Source organism: Caldicellulosiruptor diazotrophicus, from assembly GCF_017347585.1.
GTDB classification, from domain to species: domain Bacteria; phylum Bacillota; class Thermoanaerobacteria; order Caldicellulosiruptorales; family Caldicellulosiruptoraceae; genus Caldicellulosiruptor; species Caldicellulosiruptor diazotrophicus.
On sequence record NZ_AP024480.1, the window covers coordinates 1,075,644 to 1,100,187 of the forward strand.

Here is a 24,544-nt window from a genome sequence, read left to right on the forward strand (position 1 = left end):
CATGAAAAAGAACATAAATATATTGGTGGTTGGTGTTGGTGGTCAGGGAAATATATTATTTAGCAAAATTTTGGGAGAAGTTTTATTAAATGCTGGAAACGATGTAAAAATTTCTGAAGTCCATGGTATGGCTCAAAGAGGTGGAAGTGTAGTTACATATGTAAAGGCAGGTGAAAAAGTATTCTCACCTCTTGTAGACAGAGCAGAAGCTGATTATATTTTGGCGTTCGAAAAATTAGAAAGTTTGAGATGGCTTGAATTTCTGAAAGATAATGGCATTTTAATATATTCAGATTATGAAATTCCTCCTCTGAGTGTAATAACAGGAGCTTATGAATATCCTGATGTAGAAAAAATCTTGCAAACAGTTGGTGTTAAGGCTTGTAGGGTTGAAGTCAAAAAGCTGCTTTCTCAGTTAGGAAATTCAAGGGTTCAAAACACACTGATGTTGGGATTTTTTAGCAGGTTTTTGGATATAGATGAGGCTTTATTTAAAAAGTCTATAGAGAGGAATGTAAAAAAAGAGTTTATTGAAATTAATTTAAAAGCATTTGAACTTGGTAGAAGAATAGAAATGTGTGAGGTGGAAAAGTGAAGATGAGATATTGGGATGAACATATTGAGTGCATGGAAAGAAGTACTTTGCAAGAGATTCAGTTCAAAAGACTTGTTGAAACTGTGAAAAGAGTATATACCAGTGTGCCGTATTACAGAAAAAAGATGCAAGAGCGTGGCATTATTCCTGAAGACATAAAGAGCTTGGACGACCTAAAAAAACTTCCATTTACTACAAAACAGGACTTGCGTGATAACTATCCGTATGGCCTTTTTGCAGTACCTTTGAGCGAAATTGTAAGAATTCATGCTTCTTCTGGAACAACAGGCAAACCTACTGTTGTCGGATACACAAAACATGATATTGGTATTTGGTCTGAGGTCATGGCAAGGACACTTGTGGCAGCTGGAGCTGACAAACACTCGTTTGTCCAGATAGCATATGGTTATGGTCTTTTCACAGGTGGGCTTGGTGTTCACTACGGGGCAGAGCGAATTGGGGCCTCAGTAATACCAATTTCATCTGGCAATACAAGAAGACAGATTCAGCTTATGGTGGATTTTGGAACAACAGTTTTGGCTTGTACACCGTCATACGCTCTTTATCTTGCTGAGACTATGGAAGAGATGGAAATTGACAAATCTCAGCTAAAGTTAAAGTCAGGGGTATTTGGTGCAGAGCCGTGGTCAGAAAATATGAGGAAAGAGATAGAGTCAAAACTGAATATTAAAGCTTATGACATATATGGTCTTTCTGAAATAATTGGACCTGGGGTTTCGTTTGAATGTGAATATCAGTGTGGAATGCATATAAATGAAGACCATTTCTTACCTGAAATAATTAATCCCGAAACAGGAGAGGTTTTAGGTGAGGGAGAATATGGGGAACTTGTCTTTACAACAATTACAAAAGAAGGACTTCCACTTATAAGATATAGAACAAGAGACATAACTGCTCTTCACTATGATAGGTGCAAGTGCGGAAGAACCTTAGTGAGGATGGAAAAGGTGATTGGCAGAACAGATGATATGATAATTATCCGTGGTGTCAACGTTTTCCCATCTCAGATAGAAAGTGTCCTTCTTGAGATGGGTGAGGTTGAACCGCATTATCAGCTGATTGTTGACAGGATAAACAATCTTGACGTTCTTGAAGTATTAGTGGAAGTTTCTGAAAGAATGTTCTCTGATGAGGTCAAAAAACTTGAGCAACTTGAGAAGAAAATAACAAAGGCTATTGAAGAGACGCTTGGAATTTCTGTAAAGGTTCGACTTGTTGAACCAAAGACAATTGAAAGAAGTGAAGGAAAGGCCAAAAGAGTTATTGACAAAAGAAAAATATAGTAAAAAAATTGGGTATCAATATAATAGGTGAAGTGGTAGATTAGTGATTGTAGGAGGTAATAAAAATGTTTGTAAAGCAAATCTCAGTTTTTTTAGAAAACAAGTCAGGCAGGCTTGCAGAAGTGACAGGGATATTAGGTAGACACGATATAGACATCTCAGCTTTGTCAATTGCTGATACAACCGATTTTGGTATCTTGAGACTAATTGTTAATAAGCCTGATTTAGCCTTGCAGGTTTTAAAAGAAAATGGTTTTACAGTATCGGCAACAGATGTAATTGCGATTGCTGTAGAAGACAAACCAGGAGGGCTTGCAAAGGTTCTTGAGATACTCTACAAAAAAGACATAGGGATAGAGTACATGTATGCTTTTGTCGGAAAGCTTAGCGATCAGGCTCTTGTTATACTAAAAGTAGAAAAAGCTGATGAGGCAATTGAAGTGCTAAAAGAAAACAATGTAAAAATACTTCCAGCTGAAGAGGTATATGCATTGTAATTTGATTCTATTAATTGAGAAGATGGGGAGGAAAGTTTTGGTTTTCCTCCCCGTCTTGTTATTGTTGATTTTTTGCCCTATTTTGATAGTCCTGTATCATCTTTTTAACCATATACCCACCGACAGTTCCCGCCTGTTTTGCAGTAATGTTAGGATTATAGTTGTCAAGAGTTACACCAACTTCACTGGCAGTTTCCTGTTTTAATTTGTCAAGTTGGGGTGCTGCCTCTGGAACAAGTCTTTTTCTTCTTGGCATTTTAGTTTTCCTCCCTTTTTGTTGAAGAAAATTTTGTGCTTTCAATAAAGAAGTGTGCACCAAGTATCAAAGAAATATTAAGAAAAAAATGGGAGGCTTTAAGATATTATAATTTGACAAATAAAATGCTATAATAAAGCTTGTCAAATAAAAATGTTTTGAGGGGGATTAAATTGGAAAACAAAAACATTTATTATATAGATTTTGGAACACAGGCGCGATTTGTTGAAGAGATTGAAAAAATGAATACAGAGTATTACCTTGCAAATGGCAAAAATAAGAAATATCACATTGTGACATACGGCTGTCAGATGAATGTTCATGATTCTGAAAAATTGGCGGGAATGCTAAATGCAATGGGATACATTGAAACTCCAAACATTCAAGAAGCGGATTTGGTTATATTTAACACTTGTAGTGTACGAGAACATGCAGAATCAAGAGTATATGGGAATATCGGACCTTTAAAGAGATTAAAGGATAAAAAGCCTGATTTAATAATTGGTGTATGCGGATGTATGCCGCAGCAGATTGAAGTTGCACAAAAACTTGCAAAATTGTTCCCATTTCTGGATATAATATTTGGGACAAAGAGTCTTCATAAATTTCCGCAACTTCTTTACACTGCTATTACGGAGAAAAAAACCGTTATTGACGTTTCAGAAGATGAGGATGTGGTTGTTGAAGGAATTCCAACTGCAAGAAGGCAGGGAGTTAGTGCGTTTGTCAATATAATTTATGGATGTAACAACTTTTGCTCTTATTGCATAGTTCCATACGTGAGAGGAAGAGAAAGAAGCAGGCGACCTGAAGAGATTATTTATGAAATTGAACAGCTTGCTCAAAATGGAGTAAAGGAAGTTACTCTTTTGGGGCAAAACGTTAATTCGTACGGGAAAGACTTACAAGATAGTATTACTTTTCCTGAACTGCTTGAAAAGGTAAATGAAATAAAAGGAATAGAGAGAATTAGATTTGTAACTTCTCATCCCAAGGATTTGTCAGATGAACTTATTGTTGCTATGAGGGATTTGGAAAAAGTTTGTGAACATATACATCTGCCTGTTCAGTCAGGGTCAACAAGGATATTGAAGGCTATGAACAGGCACTATACAAAAGAAGATTATCTTAGACTTGTTGAAAAGCTAAAAACAAATATTCCTGATATAGCAATTACTACTGACATTATTGTAGGTTTTCCGGGAGAGACAGATGAAGATTTTGAAGATACTCTTGATGTGTGCAAAAAAGTAGAATTTGACTCTGCATATACCTTTATCTATTCGAAAAGAAGAGGAACACCCGCTGAAAAAATGTCTAATCAAATACCAGATGATATAAAACACCAAAGATTTCAACGTCTTGTAAAACTTGTTGAAGAGATAGCCTTGAAAAAGAACAGGCAAATGCTTGGCAGAACATACGAAATTCTTATTGATGGACATTCTAAAAGAAATAATTTGCTTGTTGGAAGAACAAGAACAAATAAGGTTGTCAATGTGAAATGTTCTGAGGAGTTTATGTTTAAGTTTGTAAATGTAAAAATTTTAGAAGCTGCTGAGCATTGGCTGTACGGCGAGGTGATTTAGATTATGCAAGAGTTAACCCCTATGATGCAGCAGTATATGGAGATTAAACAAAAGGTGAAAGATTGTATTTTATTTTTTAGGCTTGGCGATTTTTATGAGATGTTTTTTGAGGATGCGATTGTGGCATCTAAAGAACTTGAAATAGCTTTAACCAGCAGAGACTGTGGAAACAATGAAAAAGCTCCTATGTGCGGTGTGCCATACCATTCTGCGACAAGCTATATTGCAAAGCTTATCGAAAAAGGTTACAAGGTTGCGATCTGCGAACAGGTGGAAGATCCAAAGCTTGCAAAGGGAATTGTAAAAAGAGAAATTACAAGAATAATAACTCCAGGCACATTTATTGACGAAAATCTTTCAAAAGCTAATAATTTCATCTGTTGTATATCAAAAGACAGGTCTGAATTTGCATTGACATTTGTAGATGTTTCAACTGGTGAGATGTACTCTTGCCTTATTGAAGTGGACCTTCAGAAACTGGTAAACGAAATTGGCAAATACAGTCCCAGTGAAATTTTAATTTCTGATATAGAAGATGAGCTTTATGATTTTTTGAAGAAAAACTGCGTTTCTTTTGTGCAGAAGATAGAATTTGTAGATTTACAAAAGTGCCGTGAAATTATTGAAAATCAAATAAATGTTGGTAAAATCGATGAGAAGCTACTTTTGAGCGTTGGCAATTTACTAAGATATTTAACAGAGACCCAAAAAATTTCATTTGATTATATAAAAAGGTTTGAATTTTATAGAGTCCAAAACTACCTTCAAATTGACATAAATACAAAGCGAAATTTGGAACTTACAGAAAGTATTATTCAGCGATCTAAAAAAAATAGCCTTCTTGGAATTTTAGATAAGACAAAAACTTCAATGGGTTCAAGATTATTAAAAAAATGGATAGAAAGACCTCTTATTGATGTAATTGAGATTAATAGAAGGCTTGATAGTGTTGAAGAGCTCAAATCAAATTATTCCATTTTGGTGCAGATAGAGGAGCTTTTGAGTAAGATATATGACATAGAAAGACTTTCCTCAAAATTTGCATATAAGAATGTAAATGCTAAAGATTTACTAAGTCTAAAAAGATCGATTGAAGTGTTGCCAAATTTAAAGCAACTCCTTTTTTCATTTGATTCAGAATTATTAAAAGAGATATATAAAGGGCTTGACACATTAGAAGATTTATATGCACTTATTGACAGTTCTATAAATGAGGATGCACCTGTGACCCTAAAAGAGGGTGGAATAATTAAAGATGGTTTCAATGAAGAAGTGGATAGATTAAGAAATATATCCAAAAATAGCAAAGAACTTTTAGTTCAATATGAAGAAAAAGAGAGAAACCTCACAGGCATAAAAAATCTCAGAATTGGTTATAACAAGGTTTTTGGTTACTATATTGAGGTGACAAAGTCAAACTACTCTCTTGTTCCGGACAGGTATATTAGAAAACAAACTCTTGCAAATGCAGAGAGATATATAACAGAGGAACTTAAGAAATTGGAAGATGAAATTTTGGGTGCTGATCAGAAACTCATAGAACTTGAATACCAGATTTTTTGTGAAATAAGAGATAAAATTGAGAATCAAATTGAAAGAATTCAAAAGACAGCAAGCTATATTGCTATTTTGGATGTTTTGAGTTCATTTGCTCATATTGCAATTGACAATGAATATGTCAGGCCAAATGTTTACTTAGGAGATAGAATATATATTAAAAATGGAAGACACCCAGTTGTTGAAAAGATGATAGGCAGAGGCAATTTTATTCCAAATGACACTGAACTTGATCAGACAGAAAACAGAGTTTTGATTATAACTGGTCCAAATATGGCTGGTAAGTCTACATACATGAGACAAGTAGCCTTAATTGTTATAATGGCCCAGATTGGATGTTTTGTACCCGCTGATGAGGCACACATTGGTATAGTGGATAAAATCTTTTCAAGGATAGGAGCATCTGATGATATTTCATCTGGGCAAAGTACCTTCATGGTGGAGATGTCCGAGGTGGCAAATATATTGAAAAATGCAACGCCAAAAAGCCTTATAATTTTTGATGAAGTGGGGAGGGGAACAAGCACATATGACGGACTTTCCATAGCATGGGCAGTTTTAGAGTATGTTGCTGATAAATCTAAAATTGGAGCAAAAACCCTTTTTGCAACTCATTACCATGAGCTAACAGAGCTTGAAGAAAGGATTCCAGGTGTAAAAAACTACAGGGTTGATGTCAAGGAAGAGGGAAGAAACATTATATTTTTAAGGAAAATTGTTAGGGGTGGATGTGACTCAAGTTATGGGGTTCATGTTGCACGGCTTGCAGGAATTCCAGAAGAGGTGTTAAAAAGGGCTGAGGAAATTCTAAAACAGCTTGAAGAAGCTGATATAAATAGAAAAAATATCAGAAAGCTCAGAAGAGAAATTAAAAAGGAGTTTACTGAGCAGATAGATTTTTTTTCCTATAAAAAAGAAGAGATAATAGACAAAATTGAGAAGATTGATATTTTAAATATAACTCCTATTCAGGCTTTAAACATTTTAAGTGAGCTCAAACATGAAATAATTAAAGCCAAAGAGAGGCAATTGATATGAGAGAACTTTACAAACTTCCTGAACAGCTGACTCACATCTTAGCGGCGGGTGAGGTTGTAGAAAGACCAGCATCGTGCCTCAAAGAACTCTTGGAAAATTCAATTGATGCTGGCGCAACTTTGATTGATGTTAAAATAGAAAAAGGTGGAATAAAGAGAATTGAGGTATATGATAATGGGAAAGGAATCCACTCTGATGATATAGAATATGTGTTTGAAAGACATACAACAAGCAAGATAAAGTCTTTGGAGGATATATTCAGCATCAAAACAATGGGATTTAGAGGGGAAGCGCTTTGTGCAATTTCAAGTGTATCAAAGGTGACACTTGTTTCTAAGCATTTAGAAGAAGAACAAGGGTGCATAGTAAAAGTAGAAGGTGGTAAGGTCATTTCTAAAAGTCTTTGTCCTTTTAAGGAAGGAACAAGAGTTGTTGTAGAAGATATTTTTTACAACACTCCCGCAAGACTGAAATTTTTGAAATCTCCTTCCACTGAGCAAAAGTATTGTCTTGAAGTGCTTGAAAAGATTGCAATTGCTTGGCCAGAGATTACATTTCGGGCAGAGGCAGATGGCAAAAGACAGATTTTTACTCCAGGAGATAATAAGATTGAATCTGTTATTGCTTCAATATTTGGAATGGAAATAGTGAAAAATCTTGTTGATTTTTCTCTTGAGAAAGAATCTCTAAAAGTATGGGGTTATTTTGTAAATCCAACTGTAAGCAAAGCAACACGCTCAGGTTATCACTTTTATGTCAACAGAAGATATATCAAGAGCAAACTTCTTTCGTCATGTATTGATGAAGCATTTAAAAATTCAGTTATAACAGGAAGGTTTCCAATAGTTTTTCTGTTTGTGCAAATTCCACCTTCTGAGATTGATGTGAATATCCATCCATCAAAACTTGAGGTAAAGTTCAGAGATGAACAATTTGTTTATAACACCGTTTATAAAGCCATAACAGACTCATTAAAATCGGAGAAAATGATTGCAAAAGTCGATTTGTTCAAAGTTGATGACGCAAATGATGCTGAACTTGAACGAAAACACATTGATGTTTTGTCTGCAAACTCAAATGATATATCTTTAGTTATTTCCGAACACCCAAATTTATTCGAAATGTTTTCTTATGAGCCCAGAGAAGTTGTAATTGAGCAGCGGAGCTTTGTAAAATATGATACAGGAAATTACAAGATTGTTGGTTACGCTTTTGATACCTATATCATTGTGCAAGGTAATGACAGCCTATACCTTATTGACCAGCACGCGGTGCACGAAAGAAGATTATTTGAGGATTTAAAGGGCCAAATTTATTCTTCTAACGTTCAAAGCCAAGTATTGGCTGTTCCTGTTATTATTCAGCTTTCATCTTCCCAAAAAGAGTTTGTGCTTTCAAACCGTTTTGTCTTTCAAAAGATGGGTTTTGAAATTGAGGATTTTGGGAAAAATGAAATAGTAGTGAGAACTTGGCCTACTATACTAACTGAGAGCATCGATAAAGTATTTTTGCTTGATGTAATAGAGATGATATACGAACAAATGGTTGGAGATAAGAGTCTTGTAGGAATTTCTGAGGACCTGCTAAAAAGAATCGCTTGCAGAGCAGCGATAAAAGGAAATAGTAAAATTTCAGACTTAGAGAAAAAAGAAATAGTTGAACTTGTGCTTATTAAAAAAGAAATTTTTCACTGTCCGCATGGAAGACCAGTTGTAGTAGAAATTACCAAAAAAGATATTGAAAAAATGTTTAAAAGAATTGTATAAATCTCAATGTAGGTGGGGCAACAAGAATGGAGAAAATACCTTTGATTGTTATTGCAGGACTTACTGCCACCGGAAAAACAGATGTTGCAGTAGAGCTTGCTCAGCTTGTAAACGGCGAGATTGTGTCTGCAGATTCAATGTGTGTATACAAGCTTATGGATATTGGCACAGCAAAGCCTACAAAGGAACAAAGAGAAACTGTCAAACATTATGTTATTGATGTGGTATTTCCAGATGAGGATTATAATGTTGCGATGTTTCAGAAAGATGCAACAGATGCAATTTCGAATATTTTAAAAAGAGGTAAAGTACCCTTGCTTGTAGGTGGTACTGGCTTTTATATAAAGTCGGTTGTGGACGATATAGAATTTCCTGAGATGGGGGATTCAAAACAAGTTAGAAAAAAACTTTATGATGAGCTTAATAGTAAAGGTAATATTTATCTTTATGAGCTTCTTAAAGAAATAGACAAAGATGCTGCAAATTCTGTTCACCCCAACAATGTAAAAAGGGTTATAAGATATTTAGAAATTTATTTTTTAACTGGTAAAAAGCCAACAGATTTTTTAGACAAGGTGAGAAGAAAAGGAAGTGGAAAATATAATGTAATACCGTTATGTTTTATAATGGAAAGGGAAGCTCTTTGGCAGAGAATTGACCAGCGGGTTGAAAAGATGTTTAATATGGGACTTGTAGATGAGGTAAAGATGCTTCTTGATATGGGATATTCAAAGGATTTAAAATCTATGCAAGGGCTTGGATATAAGCAGGTAATACCATATATTGAAGGGAAAATTTCTTTACAAGAGGCCAAAGAAGAGCTTAAAATAAGGACAAGACAGTTTGCTAAAAGGCAGAGGATTTGGTTTAAATATCAGGGAGAATTTATGTTTTTGGATATTACAGGTATGAGGTTTGAAGAAGTTGTGAAAAAATGTTTTGAACTTTGCAAAAGTGTGGTATAATTTAAGAAAAACATATAAAAATTATAATATAAAAAACTTTTAAGTTTGGGGAGGAATACATAAAGTGGCGAAAGGAAGTTTAAACTTGCAAGACTTGTTTTTAAATCAGTTAAGAAAAGAAAAAGTAAATGTTACAATTTTTTTGCTCAGTGGCTTTCAGTTAAAAGGAGTTATCAAGGGTTTTGATAACTTTACATTGATTGTAGAGACTGACAATAACAAGCAGCAACTAATTTACAAGCACGCTATATCTTCAATCATGCCATCAAAGCCAATAAACTATATGGCTCAGGCACAGAATAATCAACAAGCTTCTCAACAATCAAATAACAATCAAGGACAAGAGACAAAATAAAACGCACAATTTCAAAAGAAAGCTCATGAAACACACGTTCATGAGCTTTCTTTAATTTTTGACAATATAGAATTTAAAAGAGAGGTGCAAATGATATTGAAAATAGATATTGCAGCACTAAAGAAATTTTATAATTTTTCTCATGACTTACTAAGCTTAACAGAGCAAGCTTTAGAAGATTTAAAAGAGAATTTTGAATATATAGAGGAAATAAAATCTTTCAATCAGCTAAAGATATTAAATGCTTTTCACTTAAACAAACTTTCATATACACATTTAAATAAGACAGATGGATATGGATACTCAGATAGCGGAAGAGATGTGATTGAGAAAATTTTTGCAAAAGTTTTTGGATGTGAAGATGCTCTTGTGCGAATCCAATTTATTTCTGGAACACAGGCAATTGCAACAATGCTATTTGCACTGCTCAGACCAGGTGATATCCTTCTTTCAATCAGCGGGAAACCATATGATACATTACAAAAGGTGATAGGAATAAAAGATGGTGGGCATGGAAATCTTATTGAGTACGGAATAAAATACCAAGAAATTGATTTGAAAGGCAATAGCTTTGACTTTGGGAAAATAGAGAATGCTTTAAAAAATAATTTTATAAAAGTAGTTTTCATTCAACGTTCAAGGGGATATTCTCTCAGAAGTTCAATTTCAATTGAAGAGTTAGAAAAAACAATTAAGTTTATAAAAGCTATTTCTCCTCGGACAGTTATTGTGGTTGACAACTGTTATGGTGAATTTGTAGAAAAATTAGAACCTACCGAAATAGGAGCAGACTTAATAGCAGGTTCGCTTATCAAAAATCCAGGTGGGACAATTGCTTCATGTGGCGGTTATATCGCTGGAAAAAAAGAACTTGTTGAAATGTGTGCAGACAGGCTAAACTCTCCAGGCATGGGGAAAGAAGTTGGGCCCTCTCTTGGATTTAACAAAGAGATTTTACAAGGACTTTTATTTTCGCCGCATATTGTTACTGAAAGCCTAAAAATAGCTATGTTTGCTTCATATATAATGGAAAAGCTAGGGTATAAAGTTTTACCAAAATATAACGAAAAAAGAGCTGACATAATTCAAGCAATTGTGTTTAAAAACGAATACGAGCTTATAAAATTTTGTCAAGGAATACAAAAAGGCTGTCCTGTAGACAGTAATGTTTTACCCGAACCTTGGGATATGCCAGGATATTCTCACAAAGTAATAATGGCAGCAGGAGGTTTTGTGCAGGGTACGTCTTTGGAACTTTCTTGTGATGCGCCAATTAGAGAACCTTATGTTGCATACCTTCAAGGTGGCTCCTCATTTGAAACTGGGATTATTGGGATTTTGCATGCTGTAGAAAATATCAGGAGGATGTAATTGCTACATCCTCCTGATAAGTCCTATTACTTTACCAAGTATTTTTACGTCTTTGACAATAATTGGTTCCATAGCTTTGTTCTCTGGTTGAAGTCTAATATGGTCGTGTTCTTTATAGAATCTTTTTACTGTTGCTTCATCATCAATTAAAGCAACAACAATGTCTCCATTTTCAGCTACATTTTGTCTTCTGACAATTATTATATCATTGTCGAAAATTCCTGCCTCAATCATACTATCTCCTCTAACTCTGAGTAAGAACGCGTCTTCTGTTCCAACAAGATCATACGGCAGAGTCATAGTTTCTTCTATATTTTCTACTGCTAAGATTGGTTCACCTGCTGTTACCTTCCCAACAAGAGGTAGTTGCACAACATTTCTGTGGACATAAAATTCGTCGTCCACAATTTCGATAGCTCTTGGTTTTGATGGGTCGCGCCTAATATAACCTTTTTTTTCAAGCCGAGTTAGGTGCCCATGAACAGTTGAAGTAGATTTTAGACCTGTTGCTTCGCAAATTTCCCTCACTGCAGGGGGATAGCCTTTTTCTTTAATCCTCTTTTTTATAAACTCTAATATTTCCTCTTGCTTTTTTGTGAGCTGCTTTTTCATGCTACTTATTTCCCCTTTTCAAGATTAATGTTTTGAAATAATTATAACATAAAAACATACATTCTTCAAACTTTTGTTTAGTATTTTAGATAGGAATTTTATTTTAAAAGTAAAATAATTCTTGTATACAAGATACAATTTGTTTTATAATATATAAGGTGCAATATGTCAAATAATAAACGAAAGGAGTATCAAAAAATGGCATTTATTGATACAATAATTGAAAAAGCAAAATCAGATATTAAAACAGTTGTACTTCCCGAAAGCTACGAAGAGAGAAATTTAAAAGCTGCTTCTATAGCTTTGAAAGAAAAGATAGCTAAAATAGTTTTAATTGGCAAAGAAGATGAGATAAAAAAAGAGGCAGCAAAGTTTGGTGCAAATGTAGATGATGCTATTTTTATTGATCCAGACAATTTTGATAGATTTGATGAATTTGTAAATGAATTTTATGATCTAAGAAAAAACAAGGGTGTAACACTGGAAGATGCAAAAAAGTTTATGAAAGACCCGATGTATTTTGGCGTTATGCTTGTATATAAGGGTTTGGCAGATGGTATGGTCTCTGGCGCTATTCACTCAACAGCAGATACTTTACGCCCAGCCCTGCAGATATTAAAAACAGCACCTGGGGTAAAACTTGTTTCAAGCTTCTTTATTATGGTTGTACCAGACTGTGAATACGGTGAAAATGGAGTTTTTGTATATGCTGATGCAGGTTTGAATCCAAATCCAACTGCAGAAGATCTTGCTGACATAGCTATTGCATCCGCAAAGAGTTTTGAAGCTTTAGTTGGTAAAACTCCAAAAGTAGCAATGCTTTCATATTCAACCAAAGGTTCTGCAAAGTCTGAGATGGTTGACAAGGTTATTGAGGCGACAAGGATTGCAAAAGAGAAAGCACCAGACATTTTAATAGATGGTGAACTGCAAGCAGATGCAGCAATAGTTCCTTCTGTTGCAAAACTGAAAGCTCCAGGAAGTCCTGTTGCAGGGCAAGCAAATGTTCTTATCTTTCCTGATTTGAATGCTGGTAATATTGCATACAAACTCACAGAAAGGCTTGCAAAAGCAGAGGCGTATGGACCTATTACCCAGGGAATAGCAAAACCTGTAAATGATTTGTCCCGAGGCTGCAAAGCTGAAGATATTGTAGGAGTTATTGCTATTACTGCTGTGCAGGCTATGATGAAATAAATTATTTATAGAAGGGGAATGAGAAAATGAAAGTTTTGGTATTAAATTCAGGAAGTTCATCTTTAAAGTATCAATTTATTGATACTGATACAGAGATTGCGCTTTGCAAAGGTGTTGTTGATAGGATTGGTTTGCCAGGAGCTTTTATCAAACATCAGAAAAATGGTCAAGAGATTGTAAAAGAACAGGAAATAAAAGACCACAATGTTGCTATTAAGCTTGTGTTAGAGATGCTCACACACGAAGAAGCCGGCATTATCCATTCAATGGATGAAATTGATGCAATTGGTCACAGAGTTGTTCATGGCGGGGAGTATTTCAGTGATGCGGTGGTTGTTAATGAAGAGGTAAAGAAAGCAATAAGAGAATGTATTGAACTTGCACCTCTTCACAATCCGGCTAATTTAATGGGAATTGAAGCATGTGAGAGAGAAATTCCAGGAAAGCCTAATGTTGCAGTGTTTGATACAGCGTTTCATCAGACAATGCCAAGATATGCATATATGTATTCTCTTCCATATGAGGTTTATGAAAAATATAGAATTAGAAAATATGGATTCCATGGGACATCACACAAATATGTTGCAATTAAAGCCGCTGAGTACTTAAAAAGGCCACTTGAGGAGTTAAAACTTATAACGTGTCATCTTGGAAATGGTTCAAGTGTATGTGCAATAAAGTACGGAAAGTCTGTTGATACAAGCATGGGATTTACTCCTTTGGCTGGGCTTGCAATGGGAACAAGAAGCGGAACAATTGACCCTGCTGTAATACTCTATCTTATGGAAAAAGAAAAAATGGATGTAAAGCAGATGAATGATTTTCTAAACAAAAAGTCGGGTGTACTTGGAATATCAGGTGTAAGTAGTGACTTTAGAGATTTAGAGAAAGCTGCAAATGAGGGGAATGAAAGAGCACAGCTTGCAATTGATATGTTCTGTTACAGAGTCAAAAAGTATATTGGTGAGTATGCAGCAGTCTTGGGTGGAGTAGATGCGATAATATTTACTGCTGGAATAGGTGAAAACAACGCTCTTGTGCGAGATAAATGTTTGACTGATTTGGAATATATGGGTGTTCTGTACGATAGGGAAAGAAACTTCAATGCAGAAAAAGGCAAGGTTTTTGAAATAAATAAACCTGAGAGCAATGTGAAGGTTTTAATAGTTCCTACAAACGAAGAGCTTATGATTGCAAGAGAGGCGAAAAGACTTCTTTCAAAGTAAGCTTTTATAAATAAAATAGGGGGTTGCCACATTTGATAATGAAGACTTTTTATGCAACCCCTTATTGTTTATTATTCTCTTTTCCACAATCCGTGTATATTACAATATTCATAAGCCACTACATTCTCAGCTGAGATTTCAAAAAATGCTTTTGGTTCATCTCCTGGTTTTAAATATTTTCTGTAGACTTTATCGTCAGCAATGAGTTCTATCCACATGATATAGTGTTTTTCTTCCATTGGATGAGGTATTTCACCAATTTTAACAAGAATACCCTCTTCTGTCTTTTCGATAACAGGAACGTGCTTTTCTAAACTTGCATCAACTGTATTAGCTTCAAGCAGCGTCATGGGTTGGCCACAGCATACAAGCTGGCCACCACCCGCATACAAAACCTCTACTATGTTTCCGCAGACTTCACATTTGTATAAATTTCCTCTTTTAATCATTGATTAATACCCTCCCTTGTAAAAATTAATTTTTTAAATTACAATTACTTTATACCCATCAAATGAACATTTATAACACGAAGTTTGAAATAAAATTAAAATTGAAATAATATAAAAAATAAAGTAAAAACATCTGAGGGGGATGTAAAAGTGCAAAAGGTATATAATCCTAAAGAAGTAGAGGAAAAGCTTTATAAAATGTGGCTTGATAAAAAGTATTTCCATGCAATCATTGATTATTCAAAAAAACCTTTTACTATTGTTATTCCACCTCCAAATATTACAGGGCAGCTACATATGGGACATGCACTTAACAATACCATCCAAGATATTCTTATAAGGTTTAAAAGAATGCAAGGATACTGTACACTTTGGCTTCCTGGTACTGACCATGCAAGTATAGCAACAGAAGCAAAGATTGTTGAAAAGATGAAAGAAGAAGGCTTGACAAAGGAGATGATAGGGAGAGAAAAGTTTTTAGAGCGTGCGTGGGAATGGAAGAGGATATATGGTGGCAGAATTATTGAGCAGCTCAAAAAACTTGGTGCATCTTGTGATTGGGATAGAGAAAGGTTTACAATGGATGAAGGACTTTCAAATGCTGTAAAAGAAGTCTTTGTTAGACTTTATGAGAAAGGGCTTATATATAAAGGCGAGAGGATGATTAACTGGTGTCCAACCTGCCACACTACAATTTCTGATGCCGAAGTTGAATATGAAGAGAAAAAAGGAAAGCTCTACTATATAAAATACCCTGCAAAAGATAATTCGTATTATGTAATTGTTGCTACAACAAGGCCTGAAACAATGTTAGGTGATACTGCTGTTGCAGTAAATCCAAATGACAAAAGGTATAAACATTTGATTGGTAAGCCAGTTTTGCTTCCTCTGATAAACAGAGAAATACCAATAATTGCAGATGATTATGTTGATATGGAATTTGGAACAGGCGTTGTAAAGATAACTCCTGCCCATGACCCGAACGACTTTGAGATTGGCCAAAGACACGACCTTCCAATGGTTCAGGTGATAGATACAAAAGGGTATATGAATGAAAATGCAGGGAAATATGCAGGGCAGGAAAGATATGAGGCAAGAAAGAATATTATAAAAGACTTAAAAGAGCTCGGTCTTCTTGTGAAAGAAGAGGACTATACACATAATGTAGGACACTGCTATAGATGTTCAACTGTAATTGAGCCGCTTGTCTCAAAACAGTGGTTTGTCAAGATGAGACCTTTAGCAGAGCCTGCAATAAGAGTCGTTAAGGAAGGAAAGATTAAATTTATACCTGAAAGATTTGAAAAGATATACTTTAACTGGATGGAGAATATAAAAGACTGGTGTATTTCAAGACAGCTATGGTGGGGGCACAGAATTCCAGCTTATTACTGCCGCGACTGCGAAAATATGATGGTAAGCAGGGAAGAAGTAAAGGCATGTTCAAAATGTGGTTCTACGAATGTGTATCAAGACGAAGATACACTTGATACTTGGTTTTCATCTGCCTTGTGGCCATTTTCTACGCTTGGTTGGCCTGAGGAGACAGAAGACCTTAAATACTTCTACCCCACAGATGTTTTGGTAACTGCATATGATATCATTTTCTTCTGGGTTGCAAGGATGATATTTTCAGGCTTAGAGCATATGGGTAAAGAACCTTTTAAGTATGTTTTGATACACGGTATTGTAAGAGATGCTCAAGGGAGAAAAATGAGTAAATCCTTGGGTAATGGTATAGACCCACTTGAGGTAATAGAAAAGTATGGTGCTGACGCTCTAAGATTTACACTTGTTACTGGTATATCTCCTGGAAATGATACAAGATTTTATATGGAAAAAGTTGAAGCTAATAGAAACTTTGCAAACAAGATTTGGAATGCTGCAAGATTTGTACTCATGAATCTTGATATTGATACAAGCTTTAAGCCTGATGAGAGCAAGTTTACTTTTACCGAAAGGTGGATTTTATCAAGGCTTGATACACTCATCTGTGAAGTTACAGAAAACCTTGAAAAGTTTGAGATTGGAATTGCTGCTCAAAAGTTATATGACTTTATATGGGATGAATTTTGCGATTGGTATATTGAAATGTCAAAACCTATCCTTTATAACAAGGAAGCAAGTAACAACAAAGAGGTACAGTATGTGCTTTTGACAGTTTTAACAGATATATTAAAGCTTTTGCATCCATTTATGCCATTTGTAACAGAAGAAATTTATTTGAATCTCCCACATGTTGAAGAGAGTCTTGTGATAGCAACCTGGCCAAAGCCAAGGGGATATCAATTTACTGAAGACATTCAAATGGTTGAAAAACTTATAGAACTCATAAGAAGTCTGAGAAATTTGAGGTTAGAAAAAAGCATTAAGCCTGATATCAAGCCTAAGGTATATATAAGGACTGATGACCTTTCAATGGTAAATCAATTAAGCTCGTGGGAGATATATGTAAAAAAACTTGCAAATTTTGATCAGGTGATAATCTCTAATGAGGTTCCAGAAGATAGCGTAGCATTAGTACTGTCCTGGGGAGTTGCGTATGTGAAATTGAAAGAAATAGTTGATGTTCAAGCAGAGCTTAAAAGATTGTTTGACGAAAAGGAAAGACTTTTAAAAGAGGTGGAGAGATCTGAAAAACTATTGAGTAATCAAAACTTTTTACAGAAAGCACCTGAAAAGGTTGTAAAAGAAGAAAAGGAAAAATACGAGAGGTATAAGCAAATGCTACTTTCAGTTGAGCAGCAAATAGAAAGATTAGAAAGTCTCAGGTGATGTTAAATATGCCTATGACTTATGAACAGGCGTTAGATTTTATACATTCAACTTACAAATTTGGAACGAAGCTTGGACTACACAATATAACAAAGCTTCTTGAGTTTATGGGAAATCCCCAAAAAGGGTTAAAGGTTATTCACGTTGCAGGTACAAATGGAAAGGGCTCAACATGTGCTTTTATAAATCAGATGTTGATTGAGGCAGGTTTTAAGGTGGGGCTTTACACCTCACCCTTTCTTGAATCATTTAATGAGAGAATAAAACTGAATAATCAACCAATAGACAATCAGGAACTTGCGAGTATTGCAGAGTTTGTGAAAGAAAGAATTGAAGAGATGCTACGACAAGGTTTTTCGCATCCAACAGAGTTTGAAGTTGTAACTGCCATTGGATTTGAGTTTTTTAAAAGAAAAAATGTAGACTTTGTTGTGCTTGAGGTTGGACTTGGTGGAAGATTTGATGCAACGAATGTGGTAGAAAATCCCGAGCTTTGCGTGATTACATCAATAGGTTTTGATCATATGGACATTTTAGGTTCAACAATTGATGAGATTGCTTTCGAGAAGGCAGGGATAATAAAGCAAAATACCAAAGTAATACTAGCACTTCAGCGGTATAAAGAGGCAAAAGTGGTTATTTCAAAAGTGTGCAAGGAGCAAAATGCTCAGCTAATCGAGGTAGAAAGAAATTATCATGTATTGAAGAATACACTGGAAGGAATTGTTTTTGATTGTGTTACTCCAAAAGGAATTTATAAAAATCTTGAAATTAAGCTACTAGGCACACATCAGGTAGAAAATGCTCTAAATTGTGTTTATGCGTATGAGTGTTTGAAAGAGAAATATGACATAAAAGCTGAAGCATTAGTAAAGGGGCTTTTGAATACTCGCTGGAACGGTCGGTTTGAAGTTTTGAAAAATACACCTATGATTGTATTAGATGGTGCGCACAATGTTGAGGGAATGAAAGTGCTTGTAGGAAACTGCAAAATATATTTGAATGATAAGAAGATTGTGGCTGTTGTAGGAATTTTGAAGGACAAAGAATATGAAAAGATGATTTTGTTAATAAAGAGTGTGGCGCAAAGGGTTATCTTTACTCTTGTTCCTTCTCAAAAGAGAGCTTTTTCTGAGAAAGAAGCTCTTGAGATTTCGAATAAGTTTGGGGTTGAATTTGTACCAGATTTCAAAGAAGCAATTAAATATGCATTGGGTTTGTGTGATAAAGACGGTGCAGTTATAATTTGTGGTTCTTTATATCTTGTAGGAGCAGCAAGAGGTTTTCTGAAAAGAATGTTAAGTGTGTTGTAATTATACACCAGTTAGTATAAAATATAATACGAAGAAAATTAGAGAAAAGAGGTGTTGTTAAAAATGAAACTTTTTATTGATACTGCAAATGTGAATGAGATAAGAGAAGCTCATTCTTGGGGAATAATTTGTGGTGTTACTACAAATCCATCATTGATTGCAAAAGAGGGCAGAGATTTCAAGGAAGTAGTTAATGAGATTTGTTCTATTGTAGATGGTCCAATCTCAGCAGAGGTAATTTCTCTTAATGCAGAAGGTATGATTGAGGAAGCAAGAGATTTAGCAAAGATTCATAAAAATATAGTTATTAAAATTCCAATGACTTCAGAAGGGCTCAAAGCTGTATCAGTTCTTTCAAAAGAAGGTATAAAGACAAATGTAACTCTTATTTTTTCAGCAGCTCAGGCACTTTTAGCAGCAAAAGCTGGAGCAACTTATGTGTCACCATTTGTGGGAAGACTTGATGATATTGGGCAAAATGGTATAGAACTCATTAAGGAGATTGTTCAAATTTTCAAAAACTATCCTGATATTAAAACAGAAATAATTGCGGCAAGTATAAGACATCCAATACATGTTATTGAGGCTGCAAAAGCAGGTGCTCATATAGCAACAGTACCATTCAAGGTTTTAGAACAAATGACAAAACATGCTCTGACTGATGTTGGTATCGAGAGATTCTTAAAAGACTGGGAAAAGGTGCCTAAGAAAAGTTAAGCAACCCTTCTTTCAGGGTTGCTGTTTTTTTAAATTTTTAACTGGAGGGAAAAAATGGGATTTGTAAAAGAGAATATAAATGGGATAGAGATATTTAGAATAAGTGAATTTGAAGATTATGGGATAGAGGGTTTTTTTACAACACGAAGGTACTATGGACATGATAGTTTTAATCTGAGCTATAAATGGGCTGAACAAAAAGAAGAAGTAGACAGAAACTTTCGCATTCTTTTTGAGGCTTTACATATAGATTATAGAAATATTTTCTATGCAAAACAGGTGCATAAAAATGATATAATAATTGCAGAAAGAGGGTTTGACTTTTTTGAATATAATCAAGAAACAGAGGCAGACGGACTTGTAACAAATATCTCTGGAATTGCACTTATAACAATGCATGCTGACTGTTTTCCTGTTTATATTGTCGATATAGAAAAAAGGGTAATTTCTCTGGTTCATTCTGGTTGGAAAGGGACTTTGCTGCATATAACCGAAAACGCCATCAAGATTTTAAAAAAGAAATTTTTATCTTCGGCTGAAGATTTACTTGTGGCGATTGGTCCAGGGATATGTAAAAGGCATTTTGAGGTAGGTAAAGATGTTTATGAGATGTTTTTTAAAGAGTTTGGAGATGAGGTTTGTTTTGAGTATAAAGAGAGTCTTTTTGTCGATTTAAAAAAAGCAATATTGCTTGACTTGAAGAAGAATGGTATTAATTTATCTCAGATAATATCTTGTGATATGTGCACGTACGAAGATGAAGATATATTCTTTTCGTACAGAAGAGATCACAGAGAACTTAAAAAATTGGGAAGTATGGTTGCAATCTTGAGGATGGTGAGAAGGTAAATGAAAAATATTCTAATAGTTGATGATGAACAACACATTCTTGAGCTTCTTAAATTTAATCTCAAAAAAGAAGGATATAATACATTTGAAGCAGATAGTGGTATGTTAGCACTGGAGATTTTAAAACATCATAAAGTTGACCTTGTCATACTCGATATTATGATGAGTGACAAGGACGGATATGAAGTTTTAAAAGAGATTAGGTTTAACAAAGATACAAGGAATTTGCCAGTGATTTTACTATCTGCAAAATCTGAAGAGATTGATAAGATACTTGGGCTTGAGCTTGGCGCAGATGACTATATAACAAAGCCATTTAGCGTAAAAGAGCTTGTAGTAAGAGTAAAGGCGCTTTTAAGAAGAGTTGAGAGTTTAAAGCCTGAGGTGGAAGATAAGGTTAAATTTGGAGATGTAGAAGTAGATTTTTCAAAAAGAACTGTCAAGAAAAATAATAAGGACGTATCTCTTTCTTTCAAAGAGTTTGAGCTTTTGAAGCTTCTTATCGAAAATAAAGGCAGAGTTTTGGACAGAGACTTTATTTTGCAAAGGGTATGGGGATACGAGTTTGATGGGGATACACGAACAGTAGATGTGCATATAAGGTTTTTGAGAAGAAAACTTGAAGACGATGAGAAAAATCCGCGATACATAGAAACAGTCAGGGGTGTAGGTTACAGGTTTAATGAAAGGTCTGAGTAAAGTATGAGGTCAAAGCTTTTTGGTTATACAATATTAGTTGTGGTTGTTATAACACTTCTTCAAGGAATTCTTTCATATGAAACCTATAAAAACATATATATAGATGAAAACAAAAAATGGCTTGTTGCTAAAATAAGTGAAGTTGAAAAATACATTTACTCCTTTGGTGTTGGTAAACTGAATGATATTTATAACAAAGGTGATTTTAGAGTAACTATTGTTAGTAATAATGGAGTTGTGATTTATGACTCTGAAGCAGATGCAAAGAAAATGGAAAACCACTTAAAAAGACCGGAGATTGCTAAAGCTAATAAAGCTTTTGGAAAAGTAGAGTTTTCAATAAGAAAAAGCAAGACATTGGGACATTACTTTTTGTATGCAGCAAAAAAAGTTAAAATTTACAATACATTAATGTTTATAAGAGTTTCAGTAGCTCTTGACAAAGTTGACATAATAATGAAAAAAGTTTTGTTTAATACTCTAAAATTTGCAATTATATGTATTTTTCTGGGCATAGCATTAGCAATAGGGATATCATTGGTTTTATATCAACCATTAAAAGGATTAATTTCACTTATATCGGAAGGACTAGAAAAGTTTAGTATTCAAGATATGAAAAGTCCAAAAGATTTTAAGTGGCTTAGTTTAAGCTTTTCAAAGATGTATCAGCTTTTAGAAGAAAAGATTAGCGAATCTAATGTATTGAGGAAAAGGCTCACGTCTCTTTTAGACTCAATAGACATTGGTATAATATTTTTTGATGTAAATAAGAGAATACTTATGTTCAATAGAGGAGCGGAAAACATTCTTGAAACTAACCTCAAGGTTGGATTTAGTTTACTTGAGTGCGTGCGAGTATATGAACTGTTTGAGTTTCTTTTTCAGCAAGATACAAAAGAAAGAGAATTGGAGATTAACATAAATAATAAACTAAAATTTTTAAAAGTGAGTAAAAAGAAGATTTCTTATGAAGATGATAAAGAGGGAATACTTCTGATCCTGAGTGACATTACTTTTTTGAAAAAATTGGAAAGAATTCGATCAGACTTTGTGGCAAATGTCTCCCATGAACTCAAAACACCGCTCACTTCTATAAAAGGTTTTATAGAAACACTTAAAGATGGTGCAATTAATGATAAAGATATTGCTATTAAGTTTCTTAATATTATTGAGGTTGAAGTAGAAAGGCTTGTAAGACTCATAAATGACCTTCTCTATCTTTCTGAAATAGAGAATGCAGCAATACCCATTTTAGACGAAAAAGTGGTGGTTAAAGAAGTTGTGCTTGAGATAATCGAACTTTTAAAGATTAAAGCTGAGAAGAAGAATATTCAACTTGATGTAAAGGTCCAAGAGGGTCTTGAGATGAACATATATCGCGATTGGCTAAAACAAATTTTCATAAATCTAATAGACAATGCAATTGTTTATAACAAAGAAAATGGAAAAGTATGGGTAGCTGTAGAAAAATCAGATGACATAATTATTATAAAGGTTAAAGATACAGGAATAGGAATTCCCGAAAATGAAATTGAAAGAATTTTTGAAAGATTTTACAGAGTAGATAAAGGAAGATCAAGAAAGCTTGGAGGTACAGGTTTGGGTCTTTCTATTGTAAAGCACATAGTAGACCTTTATGGAGGGAAAGTTTGGGTTGAAAGCCAGGAAGGTGTAGGTAGCGAGTTTACGGTAACAATTCCAATTGTAAAAAAGGCTGACCCACATCAATAGGTCAGCCTTTTTTAATTATGCTATCCAGTTTATTAATAAAGAGATAATGCTCCCTAAGAAAGCACACATTGGAATTGTCAAAATCCAAGCAATAACAATATTTCTTGCAACTCCCCATCTCACAGCTGAAAACTTTTTACATGCACCTACCCCCATAATAGAAGACGAAATGACATGAGTGGTGGAAACTGGTGCGCCAATATGGGTTGCAAACTGGATTGTTAGCGCTGCGCCAGTTTCTGCTGCAAAACCGTTTATTGGTGCAAGTTTTATTATCTTTATTCCCATCGTTTTAATTATTCGCCAGCCACCTACTGATGTACCGAGAGCCATGGCAAGAGCACAGGCAAATTTTACCCAGTCAGGTACAACAAACTCGTTTAAGATTCCACTACCTACCAGAGCCATGGTTATTATACCCATAGACTTTTGGGCATCGTTTGAGCCATGACTGTATGCCATCCACATTGCAGAGAGTATTTGGAGTTTCGAGAAGTATCTATTCACAATTGTTGGATGTACTTTGGCAAACAGTATGTAAAGAATCATCATAAATAGGTATCCAAATACAAAACCTAAGATAGGAGAGATAATCAAAGGAAGAACAATCTTTTTGACAAATCCTATCCAATTTATATCGGCAAGTGATTTTGTTGCGGCAATTGCAGCGCCCACAAGACCACCAATTATTGCATGTGATGAGGAAGAGGGTATTCCCCACCACCATGTAATCAAATCCCATACAATTGCTGCGATTACAGCCGCAAGCACAAGGTTTTGTGTAACAAATTTCGGGTTAACAATTCCATGGCCAATTGTCTTTGCAACCTCTGTGTTTATCATTGCACCAAAGAAGTTAAAAACTGCTGACATAAATATGGCAGCGCGTGGAGTTAATACTCTTGTTGAAACTGATGTTGCAATAGCATTTGCCGTGTCGTGAAAGCCGTTTATAAAGTCAAAAGTCAAAGCTAAAATGATTATTAAAAGTAAATTAAGTGGTATGTTATGCATTTTTTGTCACAACCCCTTCTATTACGTTTGCTACATCTTCGCACGCATCAAGTGTGTCTTCCAAAAAGCCAAAAATTTCTTTCCAAATGATTACTTCAATAGGCTTGTCCTTATTTTCAGCAAAAAGTTTTTTAATTGCATTTCTGTACACAATGTCACCTTCATCTTCAATTCTATTTACTTCTATTATTTTTTCTTTTATGAGTTTGGTATTTTTTAAATCCTTTAGATTTTCTACTACTCCTTTTAATTCTTTTGTGCAGTTTATAATCATTTCAGATAAGATCTTTGCCTCAGGCTTAACTGTGTCTACATTATAGATTTCAAACCTATGTGCAACTGTTTCGAGCGAATCAACAATGTTGTCAATCTCTTTGATTATTGCAAACAAATCTTCTCTGTCAAGAGGTGTGATAAAAGTTTTGTTGAGAAGTTCAATCACTTGATGGGTAATATCATCCCCTTTGTTTTCAGCTTTTTCAAGCTTTGAGATTAGTTCTTGCATATTTGAGAGGTTATTGAGGAGTTGATTTAACATTACTGCTGATTGATAAGCATTTTCAACAGCGTTTACCAATAAAACAAAAAAGTGGTTTTCTTTTGGAATTATGCTCCACATATTTCACAGCCCCTTCTTTCCAGTATTTTTGTCACAAAAACCATTTTAAT

22 protein-coding genes are annotated in these 24,544 nt (G+C 34.6%); 17 read left to right on the forward strand and 5 right to left on the reverse strand.

Annotated features, from left to right (window positions below; genetic code table 11):
* The first annotated feature begins 1 nt into the window (after position 1).
* From CaldiYA01_RS05110 to CaldiYA01_RS05120, 3 genes are all read left to right on the forward strand, one after another.
* Positions 2 to 595 (forward strand): indolepyruvate oxidoreductase subunit beta, encoded by a 594-nt coding sequence (locus CaldiYA01_RS05110; RefSeq protein ID WP_207182149.1) that lies wholly within the window; start codon positions 2 to 4, stop codon positions 593 to 595.
* A gap of 2 nt (positions 596 to 597) precedes the next feature.
* Positions 598 to 1,899: a phenylacetate--CoA ligase family protein gene (locus CaldiYA01_RS05115; RefSeq protein ID WP_207182734.1), complete on the forward strand. Its 1,302-nt coding sequence runs from the start codon at positions 598 to 600 to the stop codon at positions 1,897 to 1,899.
* 65 nt (positions 1,900 to 1,964) lie between these two features.
* Positions 1,965 to 2,396 (forward strand): ACT domain-containing protein, encoded by a 432-nt coding sequence (locus CaldiYA01_RS05120; RefSeq protein WP_207182151.1) that lies wholly within the window; start codon positions 1,965 to 1,967, stop codon positions 2,394 to 2,396.
* 58 nt (positions 2,397 to 2,454) lie between these two features.
* On the opposite strand, the gene CaldiYA01_RS05125 is transcribed toward CaldiYA01_RS05120, so the two are convergent.
* Positions 2,455 to 2,652: an alpha/beta-type small acid-soluble spore protein gene (locus CaldiYA01_RS05125; protein ID WP_013403131.1), complete on the reverse strand. Its 198-nt coding sequence runs from the start codon at positions 2,650 to 2,652 to the stop codon at positions 2,455 to 2,457.
* Positions 2,653 to 2,825: 173 nt separating this feature from the next.
* On the opposite strand from CaldiYA01_RS05125, the gene miaB reads away from it, so the two are divergent.
* From miaB to CaldiYA01_RS05155, 6 genes are all read left to right on the forward strand, one after another.
* Entirely contained in the window at positions 2,826 to 4,241 is a 1,416-nt protein-coding gene (gene miaB, locus CaldiYA01_RS05130) for a tRNA (N6-isopentenyl adenosine(37)-C2)-methylthiotransferase MiaB (protein WP_207182154.1), read from the forward strand.
* A 3-nt stretch (positions 4,242 to 4,244) separates the two neighbouring features.
* A complete protein-coding gene (mutS, locus tag CaldiYA01_RS05135) occupies positions 4,245 to 6,836 on the forward strand; it encodes a DNA mismatch repair protein MutS (protein ID WP_207182156.1) in 2,592 nt (863 codons plus the stop codon).
* Positions 6,833 to 8,602 (forward strand): DNA mismatch repair endonuclease MutL, encoded by a 1,770-nt coding sequence (mutL, locus tag CaldiYA01_RS05140; protein WP_207182157.1) that lies wholly within the window; start codon positions 6,833 to 6,835, stop codon positions 8,600 to 8,602. The genes mutS and mutL overlap by 4 nt, the downstream gene beginning before the upstream one ends.
* A 26-nt stretch (positions 8,603 to 8,628) precedes the next feature.
* Complete coding sequence (gene miaA / locus CaldiYA01_RS05145; RefSeq protein ID WP_207182159.1) at positions 8,629 to 9,567, forward strand: tRNA (adenosine(37)-N6)-dimethylallyltransferase MiaA; 939 nt, start codon at positions 8,629 to 8,631, stop codon at positions 9,565 to 9,567.
* Positions 9,568 to 9,631: 64 nt separating this feature from the next.
* Positions 9,632 to 9,922, forward strand: coding sequence for an RNA chaperone Hfq (hfq, locus tag CaldiYA01_RS05150; RefSeq protein WP_013412203.1), 291 nt, complete (start codon positions 9,632 to 9,634; stop codon positions 9,920 to 9,922).
* Positions 9,923 to 10,012: 90 nt separating this feature from the next.
* Entirely contained in the window at positions 10,013 to 11,293 is a 1,281-nt protein-coding gene (locus CaldiYA01_RS05155; protein ID WP_207182169.1) for a methionine gamma-lyase family protein, read from the forward strand.
* Between the two features lie 3 nt (positions 11,294 to 11,296).
* Here CaldiYA01_RS05155 and lexA read toward each other — a convergent pair whose 3' ends face one another.
* Complete coding sequence (lexA, locus tag CaldiYA01_RS05160) at positions 11,297 to 11,905, reverse strand: transcriptional repressor LexA (protein ID WP_013403138.1); 609 nt, start codon at positions 11,903 to 11,905, stop codon at positions 11,297 to 11,299.
* Positions 11,906 to 12,103: 198 nt separating this feature from the next.
* Between lexA and pta the strand changes: the two genes are divergently transcribed.
* Positions 12,104 to 13,102 (forward strand): phosphate acetyltransferase, encoded by a 999-nt coding sequence (gene pta, locus CaldiYA01_RS05165; RefSeq protein ID WP_238480604.1) that lies wholly within the window; start codon positions 12,104 to 12,106, stop codon positions 13,100 to 13,102.
* A gap of 26 nt (positions 13,103 to 13,128) precedes the next feature.
* A complete protein-coding gene (locus CaldiYA01_RS05170; RefSeq protein WP_207182173.1) occupies positions 13,129 to 14,328 on the forward strand; it encodes an acetate kinase in 1,200 nt (399 codons plus the stop codon).
* A 71-nt stretch (positions 14,329 to 14,399) separates the two neighbouring features.
* On the opposite strand, the gene CaldiYA01_RS05175 is transcribed toward CaldiYA01_RS05170, so the two are convergent.
* Positions 14,400 to 14,777 carry a desulfoferrodoxin gene (locus CaldiYA01_RS05175; protein WP_207182175.1) on the reverse strand — a complete coding sequence of 126 codons (378 nt, stop codon included), beginning with the start codon at positions 14,775 to 14,777 and terminating at the stop codon, positions 14,400 to 14,402.
* A 150-nt stretch (positions 14,778 to 14,927) separates the two neighbouring features.
* Here CaldiYA01_RS05175 and CaldiYA01_RS05180 point away from each other — a divergent pair, with 150 nt between their 5' ends.
* From CaldiYA01_RS05180 to CaldiYA01_RS05205, 6 genes are all read left to right on the forward strand, one after another.
* Positions 14,928 to 17,552: a valine--tRNA ligase gene (locus tag CaldiYA01_RS05180; RefSeq protein ID WP_207182183.1), complete on the forward strand. Its 2,625-nt coding sequence runs from the start codon at positions 14,928 to 14,930 to the stop codon at positions 17,550 to 17,552.
* Complete coding sequence (locus CaldiYA01_RS05185) at positions 17,552 to 18,865, forward strand: bifunctional folylpolyglutamate synthase/dihydrofolate synthase (RefSeq protein WP_207182186.1); 1,314 nt, start codon at positions 17,552 to 17,554, stop codon at positions 18,863 to 18,865. Before CaldiYA01_RS05180 ends, CaldiYA01_RS05185 begins: the two co-directional genes overlap by 1 nt.
* A gap of 63 nt (positions 18,866 to 18,928) precedes the next feature.
* Positions 18,929 to 19,582 carry a fructose-6-phosphate aldolase gene (gene fsa, locus CaldiYA01_RS05190; RefSeq protein ID WP_207182188.1) on the forward strand — a complete coding sequence of 218 codons (654 nt, stop codon included), beginning with the start codon at positions 18,929 to 18,931 and terminating at the stop codon, positions 19,580 to 19,582.
* 54 nt (positions 19,583 to 19,636) lie between these two features.
* Positions 19,637 to 20,431, forward strand: coding sequence for a peptidoglycan editing factor PgeF (pgeF, locus tag CaldiYA01_RS05195; protein WP_207182190.1), 795 nt, complete (start codon positions 19,637 to 19,639; stop codon positions 20,429 to 20,431).
* The gene (locus CaldiYA01_RS05200; protein WP_207182192.1) at positions 20,432 to 21,130 is read left to right on the forward strand and encodes a response regulator transcription factor; all 699 of its coding nucleotides are present in this window, start codon (positions 20,432 to 20,434) and stop codon (positions 21,128 to 21,130) included.
* Positions 21,131 to 21,133: 3 nt separating this feature from the next.
* Complete coding sequence (locus CaldiYA01_RS05205; protein WP_207182194.1) at positions 21,134 to 22,861, forward strand: sensor histidine kinase; 1,728 nt, start codon at positions 21,134 to 21,136, stop codon at positions 22,859 to 22,861.
* A 15-nt stretch (positions 22,862 to 22,876) separates the two neighbouring features.
* On the opposite strand, the gene CaldiYA01_RS05210 is transcribed toward CaldiYA01_RS05205, so the two are convergent.
* Together CaldiYA01_RS05210 and CaldiYA01_RS05215 are read right to left on the reverse strand one after the other, a co-directional pair.
* The gene (locus tag CaldiYA01_RS05210) at positions 22,877 to 23,875 is read right to left on the reverse strand and encodes an inorganic phosphate transporter (RefSeq protein ID WP_207182196.1); all 999 of its coding nucleotides are present in this window, start codon (positions 23,873 to 23,875) and stop codon (positions 22,877 to 22,879) included.
* A complete protein-coding gene (locus tag CaldiYA01_RS05215; RefSeq protein WP_207182198.1) occupies positions 23,868 to 24,494 on the reverse strand; it encodes a DUF47 domain-containing protein in 627 nt (208 codons plus the stop codon). The genes CaldiYA01_RS05210 and CaldiYA01_RS05215 overlap by 8 nt, the downstream gene beginning before the upstream one ends.
* Between the last annotated feature and the right edge of the window lie 50 nt (positions 24,495 to 24,544).